The organism is Dokdonella soli, assembly GCF_039523175.1.
Lineage (GTDB): Bacteria > Pseudomonadota > Gammaproteobacteria > Xanthomonadales > Rhodanobacteraceae > Dokdonella_A > Dokdonella_A soli.
Genome location: NZ_BAAAEU010000002.1, coordinates 40,536 through 56,595, shown reverse-complemented (window position 1 = coordinate 56,595; position 16,060 = coordinate 40,536). Strand labels below are relative to the sequence as shown.

Here is a 16,060-nt window from a genome sequence, read left to right as displayed (position 1 = left end):
CCGATACAGGCCGGCCCGATCGCGCATTTGCGCATTCGCCTGTTTGCACGTACGCTAGACGCGTATCGAGAGGCCGGAGTCCCGCGCGAACGACGCGGCGACCTGTCCACCCTGCCGCACCTCTCGAGCCTTTGAAGGGTTTGTCGACTTCCGGATTTCCGGGGATCCGGGCGTCCTCCGTTGCAGGCCGCCGCGCCGGACAGCAGTTTTCTGACCAAAGCGTGACGCCGCAGCCCGGAGCCTGTCGGATTCAGGGCGGCAGACTCCTAACGTGATCTTTGCATGGCCCGCGCCGTGAGGCGCCTCCCGCATGGGATCGAGGTCATGGGATCGAGCATGAATCAGACCAGCATCAGCGAACAGCCAAGTCCAGAACCGCAGCCGAGCGCGTTTCCGCAGGTACCGCAGCAGCAGGAGATCCCGCTGGCGGTCGTGCGCGGTCAGCCCATGCTCGAGATTCCGCAGGACCTGTACATCCCGCCGGACGCGCTCGAGGTCATCCTCGACGCATTCGAGGGGCCGCTCGACCTGCTGCTCTACCTGATCCGCCGCCAGAACCTCGACATCCTCGATATCCCGATCGCCGAGATCACGCGCCAGTACGTCGACTACATCGAGCTGATGCGGGAGATGAAGCTGGAACTCGCGGCCGAGTACCTGGTGATGGCCGCGATCCTCGCCGAGATCAAGTCGCGCCTGCTGCTGCCGCGGCCGCCGGCGGAGGAAGGCCTCGAACTCGACCCGCGCGCCGAACTGGTACGGCGCCTGCAGGAATACGAACGCTTCAAGAAGGCCGCCGAGGACATCGACGCGATGCCGCGCCAGGAGCGCGATTTCGCGATCGCTCACCTCGTGGTCGAGGATCGCAACGTGATCCGCCTGCCGCCGCCGGTGGAGCTGCGCGAATTGCTGCTGGCGCTGAAGGATGTGATGAAGCGCGCCGACCTGTACGGCCATCACGCGATCCAGCGCGAGGCGCTGAACGTGCGCAGCCGCATGAGTGACGTGCTGCGAGCGCTCGGCGACGGCGAGTTCCACCGCTTCGAGAAGTTGTTCGACGTAAGCGAGGGCCGGCGCGGCGTCGTCGTCACGTTCCTGGCCCTGCTCGAGCTCGCCAAGGAACAACTCATCGAAATCATGCAGGAGGAGGCGCTCGCGCCGATCTACCTGAAGTCGCTGGCAACGGCGTGAGACCCAGAATGGAAACGCACCAACTCAAACGCATCATCGAAGCCGCCCTGCTCGCCTCGGCGCAGCCGCTGACGCTGCTGCAGATTTCCGGCCTGTTCGACGAGTTCAACATGCCGCCGCACGACGATCTGGCGCGGGCGCTCGGCGAACTCCAGGGTGACTGCGCCGATCGCGGCGTCGAACTGGTCGAGGTCGCCTCGGGCTTCCGTTACCAGGTGCGCCAGGACGTGCACCCGTTCGTCTCGCGCCTGTGGAGCGAACGCCAGACGCGCTACTCGCGTGCGCTGCTCGAAACCCTGTCGCTGATCGCCTACCGCCAGCCGATCACGCGTGCCGAGATCGAGCAGATCCGCGGCGTCGCCGTGTCGACGAACATCGTGCGCACGCTCGAGGAACGCGAGTGGGTACGCGTCGTCGGGTATCGTGACCTGCCCGGCAAGCCCGCGCTGTTCGGCACGACCAAGCAGTTCCTCGACTACTTCAGCCTGAAATCACTGGACGAGTTGCCGCCGCTGAGCGAGATCCGCGACATTGAGGACCTCGATCCGCAACTCGCGTTCGACACGACGGGTGATGCGATACCCGCAATCATTTCGGTCGAGGGCGATGCCTTCGAAGCCGGATCCGCCGACGAGGAAATGGCGGACGCTACGACCCAAGATTTCCACGATCACGCCGGGCACACCACCACGGCTGTCGCACACGACGACGATGCCGCAGCACACCTCCCCTCATCCCCCAGCGAAGAGCCGACCATCGGCGCCGCGCACGAAGACACCTCGGAATCCACCGCATGACCTCCCCCGCCCGCTCCATCCTGAAGCTCAAACGCACATCCGACGCCGCTGACGCGCCCGCGGTCGAGGAACGCCTGCACAAGGTGCTCGCGAACGCCGGACTCGGCTCGCGGCGCATGCTCGAGCAGCGCATCGAAGCCGGCGAGGTGCAACTCAACGGCGCCACGGCGACGCTCGGCCAGAGCGTGCGCAGCGGTGATCGCGTCGAAATGGACGGCAAGCGCTTCGTCGTCATCGCCGACAATGCCGAACATGCGCAGGTCATCGTCTACAACAAGCCCGACGGCGTGGTCGCGACGCGCGACGATCCGGAAGGCCGCCCGACCGTGTTCGAGCAGCTGCCCCAGATCAAAGGCGCGCGCTGGATCGCGGTCGGCCGTCTCGACATCAACACGACCGGTCTGCTGCTGCTGACCACCGACGGCGACCTCGCCAACACGCTGATGCACCCGCGCTCGGAGATCGAACGCGAATACATCTGCCGCGTCCACGGCGAGGTGCCGGATGAGACGATCGAGCGCCTGAAGAACGGCATCGAGCTCGAGGACGGTCCGGCGCATTTCGACGAGATCGCGGTGATCAGCCGCGGCAACAGCCATTCCTGGTTCCGCGTCGTGCTGCGCGAAGGCCGCAACCGCGAAGTGCGCCGCATGTGGGAATCGCAGGGCTTGATGGTCAGCCGGCTCAAGCGCATCCGCTACGGCATCGTGGAGCTGCCGCGCGGCTTGCTGCGCGGCAAGTCGACCGAACTCGACGCAGCGCAGGTCGCCACGTTGCGCGAACGCGCGGGCGTGAAGGAACCTGAGCCGCGGCTCACGCTGGCGCCGGTGATCGGCCAGCGCCGCGCCACGCCGACCGAGTTCCGGCCGAATCCGAAGGCACAGCAGGCCTGGACCGGTGCCCGCAACGAGGAAGCGCGCGAGTTCGCCGCTTACGATCGCATGCGCGACGATGGCTGGCGCGCCGGCGCGGGCAAGCCTTCGCGCAAGCCTCGCGGCGGTCCGAAACAAGGCGCGCCGGCACGCCAAGGACGTGGCGGCCCAGCTCAGGGGCGCGGCGGTCCAGGGCGCGGTGGTCCGGGCCAGGGTCGCGGTGCTCCCGCGCAGGGACGCGGTGGTCCGGGGCAACGTCAGCAGAGTCAGGGGCAGCGCCAAGGTCAAGGCCAAGGCCGCAGCCAGCACCCGAACGCGGCCTTCAGCGAGCCGGGCCTCAGCCCCGCCGTTCTGCGCAGCTGGTTCCCCGAAACCGCCGGACAGCCGGGCCGCAAGCGTCGCGGAGCACGTCCGGGTGAAGCCCTGCCAGGTCCGTTCCACACCCATTCGCCCCATGCGGATGCACCGCGCGGCAATCGCGCACATCCGCAGAATCCAAACGCGCCGCGCGGCAACGGGCCACGCGGACCGCGGCGGGAAGGGTCTCCCGGTAACGTGATGCCGGACGGCAATCGGCATCCGGGCAGCCCGTATCAAGGGCGTCCGCAGCAAGCCAAGGGGCCACGCCCGAACGGGCCGCGCAAACCGCATCACGGCGGCGGTTCGCCCGGCAATTCGCTGTACGACGGCAATACCCCCGGCGGCGGTCGACCCGGCGGCAACAACCCGAATCGCCGGCGCGGTCCGCGTCCGCCGCGCTGAAACGCGATTGTTTGTCGGCAAAAAAAAACGGCGGGATAACCCGCCGTTTTTTATGCCACGCTCCGATCCCGCTCAGTCGAGCTTGAGCGCCTTCTTGTCGCCTTCGCGACGCTTCTGTTCCTTCGCGTTGAACTCCGATTCGCAGCTGCCGCGCTTGACCATCACGCAGTCGAGGTAATCAGTGATCTCGACCAGGGCCGCGCCGATCGCCTTGCCGGCCGGGGTGTTCTCCTCATGCGCAAGATCGCCGCCGAAACCGCCACGGAACACGCCGACGGACAAGCCGCCGCCCGAGCTGCGGCCCTCGATCGCGCGAGAGAAGTCGACCTCGCCCGTGGTCGCGTTGACCACGCGCACGTCGATGCGGATATAGGCTTCCGACTTCTTGCCGCCGAGAGAAATGCCGCGGAAGCTGAGTCCGCCACCGGTGCTCGCGGTGTTCTCCTGGTAGGCCGTGACCGTGCCGAAGACCAGATAGTCCGCACCGGTCACCTTGCCCATCTTCGCGCCGGTGCCCGAACGCACGCGGCCGGATGCAGCGAGGTTCTGTTCCTCCAGCACGTTGCCGAGCTTGCTGCGCTCGACGACGCGGAAATCGCCGCTGCTGGACAGCTCGTTCGACAGCATGCCGGACAGTTCCCAGCCCACGCCGCCGCGCCACCAGCCGGCCGCGGATTCGTTCTTGAACTCGGCGACGCCAACCGACGGCTTGCCGGCCGCGAACGCACAACCAGAACCCGCGATACCGGCGAGCGCCAGCAATACCGCAAACATCGACTTGTTCATTTCATCGCTCCCATTGGATTGAACCTCGACCAACCCCCCGCTCAGCAAGGCCCCTCAAGGGGCATGGGCGCGCGATCGCGACTCCACTGTGGGGCGCGATCCGCGTCGCCTGCGTCGCCGTAACGATTGGACACATTCTAGCAGCCCGGCTGTTGCACACATCCGACGGGTCGCCAGGCGGCAGTGGACCTGGATCACAGCAGAATCGCGACCCGGTGCACCGATCCGCCGGCCGTCGCTACGCGCGGCTGACCAGGTCGCGATAATCCGGATACCGCTCGATATACGCGGCGGCATAGGCGCAATTCGGGATCACCCTCCAGTGTTCGTGGCGCGCGAGGTCGAGCGCCGCCTTCGTCAGTGCACCGGCAATGCCGCGGCCGCTGACCGCATCGGGCACGATCACGTGATCGATCGCAAGCACGCCATCCCGCAGGCGGTAGTCGAGCACGCTCAGCGCGCCGTCGACGACGGCTTCGAAGCGACTCGCCTGCTCGTTGCGGACGACCTTCACATCCATCATGCCTCCTGTTGCTTCGGCGAACGAATCCAGGTGGCGCACGATACGCGCTCCGCGCGCAAGCGGACAAACCCGAGCCGGTGTAGGCTCTGGCAGCCTGCAACGGACTCCGATCGATGGCCTTCACGACAGTCACTCCGGCGCCTCCCCTGCGCGGTGCGATCGAGACGATCTGGGACTGGGTCGTCGATCCCGGCGATTTCCGGTTCGAACGCGTCCTGCCGCAGCCCGGTTCCGCGTTGATCATCAACCTGCTCGAGGACCAGACCCGCGTCTACACCGATGACGAGGAGCGCCGTTGCGAGCGCCTGCCCGGCACGGTATTCAGCGGCCAGTCCACACGCAGCTTCGTGATCGATTCGGCCGAGCAGATCGCGGTGATGGGCGTGGCGTTCCGGCCCGGCGGAACGGTTCCCTTCTTCCGCGAACGCATGGACCTGCTCTGCGATCGGCACACCGCATTGGAGGATCTGGCCGGTGCGCCAGGACGTGTATTGCGCGAGCGACTGCTGCATGCGCGCGATGCCCGCGAGCGGCTCGCGATCCTCGAGCGCTGGCTGGCGGCTCGATTCGCTGCGATCCCGCTGCATCCAGCCGTCGGGTTCGCGCTCGGCGTATTCAGTGCGTCTCCACTGGTGCAACGCGTCGGTGAAGTCATCGACGCGAGCGGCATGTCGGCACGCCGTTTCGGCACGCTGTTCCGCGAGCAGGTTGGCATCGGCGCCAAGCGGTTCGCGCGCATGCAGCGGTTCCGCGCGGTGGTCGCGCAGGTACAGCGCGGGTGCCGCATCGAGTGGGCGCATGTCGCTGCCGACTGCGGTTTCCACGACCAGCCACATCTGGTCCGCGAGTTCCGCGAATTCTCCGGCATGACGCCCGCTGCCTACGTTGCACAGCGCGGCCAGCACGTGAACCACATCGCGCTGCCGGACTGAATGGCGTCACCGGCATCGTCTTCATCAGGCGAGGGCTGAAGATGGGCAATGTCAATTCACACTGCACGGCTTTCGTCATGGCAGGTGGCGGGAGTCTGGGCGCCGTCGAAGTCGGCATGCTGCGTGAGCTGCTGGCCTGGGGCGAAGTCCCGTCGTTCGTGGTCGGAGCCTCGGCAGGCGCGATCAACGGAGCGTTCTTTGCGGCCGATCCGACCCTGGCATGCGTCGCAAGGCTGGGAGCGATCTGGGCCGGCCTGAAACGGCGGGACCTGTTCCCGCTCAATCTGCGAAGCATTCTCGGACTGCTGACGCGACGCGCCCATCTGGTCGATTCCAGCGGCCTGCGGCGATTGCTCGAGCAACACCTGCCGTATCGGCACCTTCAGGACGCGGCCATTCCGATCCACGTCGTCGCATCGGACATGGTGACGGGTGAAGAAGTGCTGCTTTCGAGCTGTGCAGTGGTCGATGCCGTATTGGCCAGCGCCGCCATACCGGGCATCTTTCCGCCGATAAACATCGATGGACGACTGCTGGTCGACGGAGGGGTTGCGAACAACACGCCGATTTCCGCGGCCATGCGGCTTGGAGCGACCCGCATCATCGTGTTGCCGACGGGCTTCGCCTGCGCATTGAAGCACGTGCCCACCGGGGCAATCGGACGCGCCATGCACGCACTCAATCTGCTGGTTGCGCGGCAACTGGTGCACGACGCCGAGCGCTTTGCGGGGGACGTGGAGCTGCGCATCGTACCCAGTCCGTGCCCCCTCGAACGCTCGTCGTATGACTACTCCGGCGCGGCAAACCTCATCGAGCGTGGTGCGCTGACCACGAGGCGCTGGCTGGAACAAGGCGGCCTCGACCGCCCCGGTGTTCCCATGCAGCTTCACCCTCACAGTCACTGATCGGGCGCTCGGGCTCGCTGCCGAAATCTACAAGACGCAGCAGCGACCAGGGCCTAACCTTCGCGTGTTCGTCAAACGAATGGAGATTCCCATGCCCAGCCTCGCCGCCAGCACCACCGCGACGATCATCCCGAGCCTGCGCTACCGCGACGCGCTGGCCGCAATCGACTGGCTCTGCCGTGCCTTCGGCTTCGAGAAGCAGGCCGTGCACGCCGACGACAAGGGTGTCGTGCAGCATGCGCAGCTGGTCTTCGGCAACGGCATGATCATGCTCGGTTCGACCGCGAACGCCAGCCCCTGGAGCGAGCGCATCGCGCAGCCGGACGAGATCGGTGGCCGTGAGACGCAGTGCCCCTACATGATCGTCTCCGACTGCGAGGCGCACTATGCGCGCGCCAAGGCGGCCGGCGCGCAGATCGTCGACGAACTGGAAACCAAGGACTACGGCGGCGCGGGCTATTCCTGCCGCGACATCGAAGGCCATCTCTGGTCGTTCGGCAGCTACGATCCGTGGGAACCGGAAACTCGTTGACGCCGGGGCTTCAGTCCCGAGCGTCGCGTTCCCGGCCGATGATGATCCGAGCGTCGCGCTGGTACGTGAAATACGACCAGATCCATTCGCTCATCACGACCATGCGGTTGCGGAAGCCGATCAGGAAGAAGATGTGCGCGACCAGCCAGAACAACCACGCGAACGCACCGGAGAAACGCAGGCCGCGCAGATCGACCACCGCGGCCATGCGACCGATCGTGGCGAGATTGCCGTAGTCGCGATAGCGGAACGGCGCTGACGCGCGACCGGCGATGCGGTTGCGGATCGCGCGCGCGGCATGCGCGCCCATCTGCTTCGCAGCCGGCGCGACACCCGGGACCGGCTGGCCATCCTGCACGACGCTCGCCAGATCGCCGATCACGAACACTTCCGGATGACCGGGCACGGACAGATCGGCTTCGACCTTGACGCGCCCTGCCCGATCGCGCTCGGCACCGAGTTGTGCACCCAGCGGCGACGCCGCGACACCCGCGGCCCAGAGCACGGTGCGCGCGACGATGGGTTGATCGCCGAGCAGCACGCCGCGGTCATCGATCCGGGTAACGGCGCGGCCGGTATGCACACGGACGCCGAGCCGTTCGAGTTGGCTGCGCGCGTTCGCCGACAGCGACTCCGGCATCGACGGCAGCACACGCGGGCCCGCCTCAACCAGATGGATGTTCGCCTTGCGCGGATCGCAGCGCCGGAATTCGCGGGGCAAGGTATGGCGCGCAATCTCGGCGAGCGTGCCGGCCAGTTCGACGCCGGTCGGACCGCCGCCGATGATCACGAAGTCCAGCCATTCCGACTGCACATCAGGATCGCTCTCGCGCTCGGCGCGCTCGAACGCCTCGAGCATGCGCCGGCGGATCATCACCGCGTCATCCAACGTTTTCAGGCCGGGCGCATGGCTCGCCCATTCGTCGTGCCCGAAATACGCATGCCGCGAACCGGTGGCGACGATCAGGTAGTCGTATTCGAGCGTGCCCTGTGCGAACGTCACGCGACGCGTGGCGACGTCGATCGCCAGCGCCTCGTCCATGCGCACGCCGACGTTGCGTTGCCTGCGCAGGATATGCCTGAGCGGCGCCGCGATATCCGGCGCGGACAGCCCGGCCATCGCGACCTGGTAGAGCAAGGGCTGGAACAGATGGTGGTTGGTCCGATCAACCAGCGTTATGCGCACGGGCGCGGATGCGAGCGCACGCGTCGCCCACAGCCCGCCGAATCCGCCACCGAGAACCAGTACGTGAGGTTCCATCGCTACCGCTTCCGGCCAGTGACGCGATCGAATGCGACAAGGGTCAGACCGATGACGAGGAACAGCAGTCCGATGCCGAACGCGTTGCGCGCGACCATTGCCATGCCGAGTGTGTCGACATTGACGAACGGATACGGGTATTCGTGCAGCCAGGCCCCGCGCGCGAGCGTCCAGACCAGGAACCCGAGCGGCAACAGCAACCAGCGTATGGCATCGGTCCAGACCAGCCGCTTGTGCTCGACGCATGCGATCCACCAGAGCATGTAGAGCACCGGCACGACGTAGTGCAGCATGATGTCAGCGACCAGCTGTGCACCCTGTGGCGACCAGGTCGAAGCCAGCAGGAAGAAATAGATGCCGCAGGTGATGCTGATACAGAGCGCAGCCGCACCGCGGACACTGGGCCGCGTGAACAGATCGCCCATCATCGTGCGCGGTACTACGACGGCGCACGTGGTCGCCGATGCGACCAGCAGGTTGCTCAGGATCGTGAAGAAGCTGAAGAAGCGCAGCGTCGCCAGCACGGGCCCGATGTCATGCCGAGTGACACCGATCAGCAACACGTACTGCAGGAGCAGTGCTGTCCATGCGACCAGCGCGACGACAGCGGCGAACAGGCGATCGAGGGACGGCTTGGGCATGCGATGATGGACCGCGAAGGGTTTGCACCCGATGGCGCCGCATCATAACGTCTGCGTCGGCCGGTAGAGGTGCGATCGCATGGCGCGATGGCGCAACCTCCACGGCAATGTATGGAAGCTCCGGCATGTCGAATTCCCGTACCGCACCCGTCGACCTGTTTGCGTCGCCGACGCGTACCGACACCCGTGTACGCGCCGGCATCGGCGGCTGGACCTATGCGCCTTGGCGCAACAATTTCTACCCGGACAAGCTCGCCCAACGGCGCGAACTCGAATATGCGAGCCGGCACGTGACCGCGATCGAGGTCAACGGCACCTACTATGGCGCGCAGAAGCCGGCGACCTATGCGAAGTGGCGGGCGGAAACGCCGGACGGCTTCGTGTACTCGCTGAAGGCGCCACGCTACACGACCGACCGCACGCGACTTGCCGATGCCGGAAAGACGATTGCGGATTTCGTGAATGGCGGCATTGCCGAGCTCGGCGATCGGCTCGGCCCGATCAACTGGCAGTTTCCTCCCTACAAGCGCTTCGAGCCCGACGATTTCGCCGCGTTCCTGGCCTTGTTGCCGCGCGAACTCGATGGTCGCGCGCTGCGCCATGTGCTCGAAGTGCGCCACGAAACGTTTGCCTGCGCGGACTATCTCGCACTCGCGCGCAGCCACCGCGTGGCAACGGTGTTCACCGACTCGCCGAAGTACCCCTCGTTCGCGGACGTGACCGGGAACTTCGTCTACGCAAGGCTGATGTGCAGCGACGCAGCGCTCACCACGGGTTATGCGCCGGCAGCGCTGGACGCATGGGCGGCACGTGCATGCCGCTGGGCCGGCGGCGGCGAGCCGGATGACCTTCGGCGCATCGGACCCGCCATCGCCGAAACAGACGCGCGTGATGTGTTTGTCTACTTCATCAACGGTGCCAAGGAGCGTGCGCCGCACGCCGCGATGAGCCTGATCGGACGACTGCATCAGCCGGCCTGATCATTTCGATGCAGGCGCAATCGTGCTGATGGCGACACCCGTGCGATGGGCATCCAACCACGGCGCGAGCGACACGCTCCAGATGTTGTAGTTGCCGTTGTCCCAGGCCTGCATGCGCGCGTGATCGGCGATGGCTTGCGTGCGACTGCGCGGAAACGTCACCGGCACGGTCCGCTCGCTGCTGAAATACAGCGTGCGATGATCGGGACTCAGGCGCGCCTCCGCATCCGAACCCGGGCTGTTGACGACGTCGCCGAGCCAGACCGGCTCGCTCCAGTGCCCGTTGTCGCGGAACGCGATGAACAGGTCGATGCCGCGCTTGGGCACGCGCCCCGAACCGAACACGACGAACGACTCGTCCGGCGCGACTGCCGGATCGACGTCCGTGACGCTGCCGTCACTGAACGGCAGCGCCACTGCGGGTTCATATGCGCCGTTCCGGTATTGCGACCGGTAGAGCCTGAATTTCCCGCTTGTCGCGTCGGTGGTCATGAACCAGACGCTGCCATCCGCCGCGAGGCTCGGCGCAAACGTCGTGGTGTTCGTATTGATCGCGTCCGGCAGGCGTACGGGTGTGTTCCATCCTTCCCCACGGCGATCGACGCGCCAGATATTGCCGCCTTTCTGCGCGCCGCCATTGAACTTGCCCTCGATCGGCGCGCCGCTGGCGCTCGCCGGCCGGTTGGAGACGAACACAAGGTATGAACCGTCCGGCGCCATGGCCGGCTCCATGTCGTTCCACTCGCCCGAGAACGGCGCGATCTGCGGCACCGACCAGCCCGATCCGGCGCGCTGTGAAACGAGAATCGTCGACTGCGCCGCGCTGCTGCGTCCGAAGTACACGGTGTTGCCGTCGGGCGTGAACGCCGGCGCCGAATCGTGCGCGGGGCCGGAAATCACGCCGGGCGCGAAGACCTGCGGGCCGGCCGCCGCTACCGATGATTCAGCCGCATGGCTGATTGCGGAAATAACCAGACCGGATGCGAGCACGGCACGTACAGCGATTCCGGTAAGGCGAGTCTGCTTGCTTTTCATGCGGGATACTCGATGGGCGCTGAGCGCGGACCTGCATGCGACCAGCCGCCGGTGGAAATGTTCCATTTGACGTGCCTGTGTGCGACGTACGGTGCAAATCGCGCGACGATGCACCGTCTCAGATGCGCTCCAGAGGCTGGCTGGACATGGCGGCGTGGAGAGTTTTCGCAAGCGCCGCATCCACCATGAAGCTGACGTCGTCGATGGCGGCGATCGGCACGGCTGTGCAGGATGAGTTCGTGAAGAACGCACTGCGGAAGGTGCCGACGTCGCCGAGCGGAACACGTCGCGTGATCGTGTCAACGCCACATTCGCGCAATCCGGCCTTCAGCAGCTGCATCGAGATGCCCTCCAGCGCGGGCGCATCCGGCCAGACCACGCGCTCGCCATCGAAGAAGCCGATGTTCCAGATCGTTCCTTCCGCGACCGCCCCGCCCGCATCGACGAACAACGCGTCGTCGTAGCCCAAGGTCTGCGCAAGGCGTTTCTGGTGGAACAGCCCGAACGTGCCGACATGCTTGATGTGCGGCGCCTCGCGGTCGTAACGCACGCTCCTGACGCGCAGCGATGCGGCGGAAATCGCGCGCACAGGTCCACCGGCGATCAGCACGTCGGGCTCCGCCGGCTCGGCCAGATGGTCGCGGTGGAGCTTGCGTGAAAACACATTCACGCGCAGTGACAATGCTGCATTGTCGTCGCCGGCGATCTGGCGCATCCAGCCTCGCGTTGCATCAACGTCGAGCGGACAACCGAACAGCTCGCGCGTGGAGCGCTCGAGCCGGTCGAGATGCAGGCCCAGACCGCGCACGCAGCCGCCCTGCACCTGCATCGAGGTGAAATGACCATAGTTCACCAGCGCGACGGCGCGTAGATCTTCAACGCTTGCGGGGGAGCCGTTGAGCTCGATGCGGTAGTTGGCCGGACGATTCATGTCCGGATTGTCCATGCCGGACGCCTGCCGCGGCAACGAGTGCCTGTCGCGCCACGCCCGAGGATCCGATTGACAGCCCGGCGATCGACGTGACGTTGCATGCGCTGCGCTAGGATGTCGGGCTTTCCTTCATCGGCCCATCGGATATCCCGTGAGCGCAATCACTCCCGTCGCCAAGGCGCAGCTGCAGATCCATTTCTGCGTGCTGCTCTGGGGCTTCACCGCGATACTCGGCAAATTGATCTCGATGACTGCATTGCCATTGGTCTGGTGGCGCATGCTGCTGGTCATCGCGGCGCTCGCGCTGGTTCCGCGGACCTGGCGCGGAATACGCGCGATCCGGCCGCGGCTGGCCCTCGCCTACGCCGGCATCGGCGTGCTCGTCGCGCTGCACTGGCTGACGTTCTACGGCTCGATCAAGCTCGCGAATGCCTCGGTCGGCGCGACCTGCATCGCGCTCGCCACGCCGTTCACCGCGCTGATCGAACCCAAGCTCGCCGGACGGCGCTTCTCGGTCCGCGAGCTGCTGCTCGGCATCGCGGTGCTGCCTGGTGTCGCACTCGTGGTCGGCGGCGTGCCGGTCTCGATGCGCCTCGGCATCGCGGTCGGCGCACTGTCGGCGGTGTTCGTCGCGCTGTTCAGCTCGCTCAACAAGCGCCTGGTTGAACACGGCGACCCGCTGGCGGTCACCGGCCTCGAACTCGGCGCGGGCACGCTTGCGCTGACCCTGCTCGCGCCGCTGATGCCGTGGCTGTTTCCGGCGTTCGCCGGCAGCCTGTTCGTGCTGCCTGACCTGCGCGACGCCGCGCTGCTGCTTTGTCTGGCGATCGCCTGCACGCTGCTGCCGTTCACGCTGTCGCTGGTCGCGCTGCGTCACATGAGCGCGTTCGCGGCGCAGCTCGCGACCAATCTGGAACCGGTCTACGCGATCGTGCTCGCGGCCGTGCTGCTCGGCGAGCAGCGTGAACTGACCACGACCTTCTATCTCGGTGCGGCCATCATCCTCGGCGCCGTGTTCGTGCATCCGTTGATCAGCCGACCGGCGCGCCTGACGCAGCCGGAGATGCTGGGCGTCGCCGAGGCGAAGACTGCCGCGGAGTGACGGCAGCGTCCATTGCAGGCGAAACTCCAACATTCGCTGAGGCGACGAATCATCCTCAGGGGGGCACCACTCTCAGCCGCGCTGGCGCGTGCTTGCGGCTCGGTCTCAGCAGGCGCTCGATCTCCGCAGGCGGGAGCGGCCGTGAGTACAGGAAGCCCTGACCTTCGACGCAGCCCAGGCGCAGCAGGAAATCATGCTGCGCCTCGGTTTCGATGCCCTCGGCGATCGCGCGCAGACCGAGGCTCTTCGCGATCGCCAGCATCGCCTCGACGATGACGACGTCGTTGGCTTCATCAGGCACGCCGGTGACGAACGAGCGATCGATCTTCAGGAACGCGACCGCCGGCAGTTTCAGGTAGGCCAGCGATGAATAACCGGTGCCGAAGTCGTCGATCGCGACGCCAACCCCAAGCGCATGCAGCGCGTGCAACTTGCGTTCGGTCTCCTCGCCGAGGCTCAACATCGCGCTCTCGGTGATTTCGATCAGCAGCCGCGATGGCGGCAGCGCGGCCATCTGCAGGGCGCAGCGCACGGCTTCGACGAAGCCTCGATGGCCAAACGTGCTCGCCGAGGCGTTGATCGCCACGCGCACCGCCGGCATTCCGTTGCGATCCCAGGCCTGCATCTGAGCGCACACCGCCTGCAACGTACGTTCGTCAATGAGACGGATCAGGCCGAGACTTTCCGCGATCGGGATGAATTCGTCGGGCATGAGCATGCCGCGCTCGGGATGCCGCCAGCGCAACAGCGCCTCGACGGCCACGATGCGTCCGCTACGCAGTTCCACGCTCGGCTGGTAGACAATCTCGAACTCATCACGGCCCAACGCGAGGCGCAGGTCCGCGCCGATCAACAGGCGCGTGCTCGCATCGGCGTGCATCAACGGCGAATAGAAGCGCACACCGCCGCGCTCCTCGGTTTTCGCCGCATACATCGCCGCATCGGCGTTCGTGATCAGGGTGCTGGGATCGTCACCGTCAAGCGGGTAGCCGGCAACACCGACGCATGCGCCGAGCGCAATCTCGTGATCATCCAACAGCAACGGCGCGGCGAGATTCGCGAGCACGCGCTCGGCAACCGGGCCAGCGTCCTCACGCGAGGCAGGACCGCTGAGGAGCACGGTGAATTCGTCGCCGCCGATGCGACCGGCCACGTCATCCGGCCTGAGTGTGCGGCAGATCCGGTCAGCGACTTCAATCAGCACGCGGTCGCCGATCGCGTGGTTGTAGCTGTCGTTGACGGCCTTGAAGCCATCAAGGTCGACGAACAACACGACCGCTGCATGACGTTCGCGCGCGGCGACCGCGATCGCCTGCGCGCAGCGCCGCTGGAACTCGACGCGATTGACGAGACCGGTCAATGGATCATGCGTGGCCATGTACTCCAGGCGGCGCTGGTTGGCCTTGGTGTGTGTGATATCGGTGAGCACGGCGACGAGGCGCAGCAGCTGACCATCGGCGTCGTTCACGGCGCTGATGCTGAGCAGTTCCGGGTACGATCTGCCGTCGTTGCGCTGGCTGTCCACTTCGCCGAGCCAGTTGCCGCTGACTGCGATCGTATTCCAGATCGACGGCGGCAGCGGCAGACCGTTCGGCAGCCTGCGCGTCTCGTCGAAGCGACGGTTCACGAGCATCGGCGCGGTGTAGCCGGTCATGCGTGTGTGCGCCGCGTTCACCGCGAGCACGCGGCGCTGCGCGTCGGCGATGATGACGCCCTCTGCGATGCTTCCAAGCGCCTCGGCGGCGATGCGGCACTCCTGCTCCATCGCCACGCGCTCAGTGACGTCGCGGATGATCGCCTGGCGCACGCTGCGCTCGCCCCAGACGGCGAGACTGCTCTGCGTCTCAACCAGCCGGTCATCTCCGTTCAGGCTGCGCAGCGTACTCAGCTCCGAGACGCTGCGCTGGAACGGATCACCCCGCGTGAACAGGTCCGCGAAGCGCATGCCGGCCAGATCGCCTGCATCGCGCCCGATCCATTCCGATGCCTTCCGATTCGCCCCGAGGATGCGCCCATCCGCCTCGTCGACCATCACGATCGCGTCGGCGGCGCTGTCGAACAGCAACCGATAACGTTCTTCGGTGCCGCGGATGCCTGCAAGGATTCGGCGCGCCATCCGTAACCAGAGAACATAAGCGAGAAACGCCGCGACGAACACGCTGCCGAACAACACGCCGCCGAGCTCGGTCGCTCCTTGCGCCATATCCAGCGAGAAACGGTTGGCGCGCGGTTCGACGAAGCTGTTCAGCTCATGAATGCGCTCGCGCTGGCGAGCGGCTTGTTGCTCGGACCAGCTGTCATCTGCACGGGCGCCCTCGACCTGGGCTGCGATCACGGCAAACTCGGATATCGATGCGTCCGTGGAGTGCCAGGCTTCGAGCGCGTCCTTCATGTACGGCGCGCCGGGGAAATGACGCAACATGAAGATGATGCCGGGGATCGCAGCCGGGATCACCCCGCCGCGAAGGAACGCCGCGGCGATCGGCGCCTGCTCGACATCCCCGGCGGCAATCGCATCGCGCGCCCAGCGGTCCGATTCGAGTATTGCGTAGTTGCGCCGGAAGTCGGCAAGGTCGGCAGGAGCCCCCTTGACCACGTACGTGTCGAGGTCGATCACTGCTTGCTTTTGTGCCTTGGACCAGACACTCTCGCCGTTGAGAAACCCGGCGAGAGTGACCTGAACCTGCAGGGCGCCCCACGTCAATAAAAGGATCAGCGCGACGATTGCGGCCAATGCGTAGGCGAGCGGCAGCAATCGCCGCGCCAAGGGCCTTTGCGAAGTACGGGCTGTGCGCATCGGGGGCTCCATG

Annotated in this window: 15 protein-coding genes; 8 read left to right on the top strand and 7 right to left on the bottom strand. The window is 66.2% G+C overall.

Annotated elements, in window-relative coordinates; all coding sequences use genetic code 11:
• The first annotated feature begins 336 nt into the window (after positions 1–336).
• Genes ABD002_RS02570 through ABD002_RS02560 form a run of 3 tightly spaced genes read left to right on the top strand, consistent with a single transcriptional unit; the run spans position 337 to position 3,622 of the window.
• On the top strand, positions 337–1,191 hold the full coding sequence (locus ABD002_RS02570) for a segregation and condensation protein A (protein WP_343786836.1): 855 nt from the start codon (positions 337–339) through the stop codon (positions 1,189–1,191).
• An 8-nt stretch (positions 1,192–1,199) separates the two neighbouring features.
• The gene (gene scpB, locus ABD002_RS02565) at positions 1,200–1,988 is read left to right on the top strand and encodes an SMC-Scp complex subunit ScpB (RefSeq protein WP_343786834.1); all 789 of its coding nucleotides are present in this window, start codon (positions 1,200–1,202) and stop codon (positions 1,986–1,988) included.
• Positions 1,985–3,622 (top strand): pseudouridine synthase, encoded by a 1,638-nt coding sequence (locus tag ABD002_RS02560; protein WP_343786832.1) that lies wholly within the window; start codon positions 1,985–1,987, stop codon positions 3,620–3,622. Before scpB ends, ABD002_RS02560 begins: the two co-directional genes overlap by 4 nt.
• A gap of 72 nt (positions 3,623–3,694) precedes the next feature.
• On the opposite strand, the gene ABD002_RS02555 is transcribed toward ABD002_RS02560, so the two are convergent.
• Complete coding sequence (locus tag ABD002_RS02555) at positions 3,695–4,408, bottom strand: CsgG/HfaB family protein (RefSeq protein ID WP_343786830.1); 714 nt, start codon at positions 4,406–4,408, stop codon at positions 3,695–3,697.
• 238 nt (positions 4,409–4,646) lie between these two features.
• Positions 4,647–4,970, bottom strand: coding sequence for a GNAT family N-acetyltransferase (locus ABD002_RS02550; RefSeq protein ID WP_343786828.1), 324 nt, complete (start codon positions 4,968–4,970; stop codon positions 4,647–4,649).
• A gap of 74 nt (positions 4,971–5,044) precedes the next feature.
• On the opposite strand from ABD002_RS02550, the gene ABD002_RS02545 reads away from it, so the two are divergent.
• The 3 genes from ABD002_RS02545 to ABD002_RS02535 all read left to right on the top strand — a co-directional run bounded on the left by ABD002_RS02545 (position 5,045) and on the right by ABD002_RS02535 (position 7,300).
• Positions 5,045–5,863 carry a DUF6597 domain-containing transcriptional factor gene (locus tag ABD002_RS02545; RefSeq protein ID WP_343786826.1) on the top strand — a complete coding sequence of 273 codons (819 nt, stop codon included), beginning with the start codon at positions 5,045–5,047 and terminating at the stop codon, positions 5,861–5,863.
• Between the two features lie 41 nt (positions 5,864–5,904).
• A complete protein-coding gene (locus ABD002_RS02540) occupies positions 5,905–6,768 on the top strand; it encodes a patatin-like phospholipase family protein (protein WP_343786825.1) in 864 nt (287 codons plus the stop codon).
• Positions 6,769–6,859: 91 nt separating this feature from the next.
• On the top strand, positions 6,860–7,300 hold the full coding sequence (locus tag ABD002_RS02535; protein WP_343786823.1) for a VOC family protein: 441 nt from the start codon (positions 6,860–6,862) through the stop codon (positions 7,298–7,300).
• A 10-nt stretch (positions 7,301–7,310) separates the two neighbouring features.
• On the opposite strand, the gene ABD002_RS02530 is transcribed toward ABD002_RS02535, so the two are convergent.
• Positions 7,311–8,561 carry an NAD(P)/FAD-dependent oxidoreductase gene (locus ABD002_RS02530; protein ID WP_343786821.1) on the bottom strand — a complete coding sequence of 417 codons (1,251 nt, stop codon included), beginning with the start codon at positions 8,559–8,561 and terminating at the stop codon, positions 7,311–7,313.
• A 2-nt stretch (positions 8,562–8,563) separates the two neighbouring features.
• Entirely contained in the window at positions 8,564–9,202 is a 639-nt protein-coding gene (locus ABD002_RS02525) for a Pr6Pr family membrane protein (protein WP_343786819.1), read from the bottom strand.
• A 125-nt stretch (positions 9,203–9,327) separates the two neighbouring features.
• Between ABD002_RS02525 and ABD002_RS02520 the strand changes: the two genes are divergently transcribed.
• Complete coding sequence (locus ABD002_RS02520) at positions 9,328–10,182, top strand: DUF72 domain-containing protein (protein ID WP_343786817.1); 855 nt, start codon at positions 9,328–9,330, stop codon at positions 10,180–10,182.
• Here the strand turns inward: ABD002_RS02520 and ABD002_RS02515 are convergent, their stop codons facing one another.
• The gene (locus ABD002_RS02515) at positions 10,183–11,217 is read right to left on the bottom strand and encodes a TolB-like translocation protein (RefSeq protein ID WP_343786816.1); all 1,035 of its coding nucleotides are present in this window, start codon (positions 11,215–11,217) and stop codon (positions 10,183–10,185) included.
• Between the two features lie 118 nt (positions 11,218–11,335).
• Positions 11,336–12,163, bottom strand: coding sequence for an aminotransferase class IV family protein (locus ABD002_RS02510; RefSeq protein ID WP_343786814.1), 828 nt, complete (start codon positions 12,161–12,163; stop codon positions 11,336–11,338).
• Between the two features lie 145 nt (positions 12,164–12,308).
• Between ABD002_RS02510 and ABD002_RS02505 the strand changes: the two genes are divergently transcribed.
• A complete protein-coding gene (locus ABD002_RS02505; RefSeq protein WP_343787056.1) occupies positions 12,309–13,250 on the top strand; it encodes a DMT family transporter in 942 nt (313 codons plus the stop codon).
• A gap of 55 nt (positions 13,251–13,305) precedes the next feature.
• Here the strand turns inward: ABD002_RS02505 and ABD002_RS02500 are convergent, their stop codons facing one another.
• Complete coding sequence (locus ABD002_RS02500) at positions 13,306–16,047, bottom strand: putative bifunctional diguanylate cyclase/phosphodiesterase (RefSeq protein WP_343786812.1); 2,742 nt, start codon at positions 16,045–16,047, stop codon at positions 13,306–13,308.
• Positions 16,048–16,060 lie beyond the last annotated feature (13 nt).

Coding starts and splice junctions, on each gene's coding strand:
- ABD002_RS02570 (WP_343786836.1), top strand. CDS start 337: ATGAATCAGACCAGCATCAGCGAACAGCCAAGTCCAGAACCGCAGCCG.
- scpB (WP_343786834.1), top strand. CDS start 1,200: ATGGAAACGCACCAACTCAAACGCATCATCGAAGCCGCCCTGCTCGCC.
- ABD002_RS02560 (WP_343786832.1), top strand. CDS start 1,985: ATGACCTCCCCCGCCCGCTCCATCCTGAAGCTCAAACGCACATCCGAC.
- ABD002_RS02555 (WP_343786830.1), bottom strand. CDS start 4,408: ATGAACAAGTCGATGTTTGCGGTATTGCTGGCGCTCGCCGGTATCGCG.
- ABD002_RS02545 (WP_343786826.1), top strand. CDS start 5,045: ATGGCCTTCACGACAGTCACTCCGGCGCCTCCCCTGCGCGGTGCGATC.
- ABD002_RS02540 (WP_343786825.1), top strand. CDS start 5,905: ATGGGCAATGTCAATTCACACTGCACGGCTTTCGTCATGGCAGGTGGC.
- ABD002_RS02535 (WP_343786823.1), top strand. CDS start 6,860: ATGCCCAGCCTCGCCGCCAGCACCACCGCGACGATCATCCCGAGCCTG.
- ABD002_RS02530 (WP_343786821.1), bottom strand. CDS start 8,561: ATGGAACCTCACGTACTGGTTCTCGGTGGCGGATTCGGCGGGCTGTGG.
- ABD002_RS02525 (WP_343786819.1), bottom strand. CDS start 9,202: ATGCCCAAGCCGTCCCTCGATCGCCTGTTCGCCGCTGTCGTCGCGCTG.
- ABD002_RS02520 (WP_343786817.1), top strand. CDS start 9,328: ATGTCGAATTCCCGTACCGCACCCGTCGACCTGTTTGCGTCGCCGACG.
- ABD002_RS02515 (WP_343786816.1), bottom strand. CDS start 11,217: ATGAAAAGCAAGCAGACTCGCCTTACCGGAATCGCTGTACGTGCCGTG.
- ABD002_RS02510 (WP_343786814.1), bottom strand. CDS start 12,163: ATGGACAATCCGGACATGAATCGTCCGGCCAACTACCGCATCGAGCTC.
- ABD002_RS02500 (WP_343786812.1), bottom strand. CDS start 16,047: ATGCGCACAGCCCGTACTTCGCAAAGGCCCTTGGCGCGGCGATTGCTG.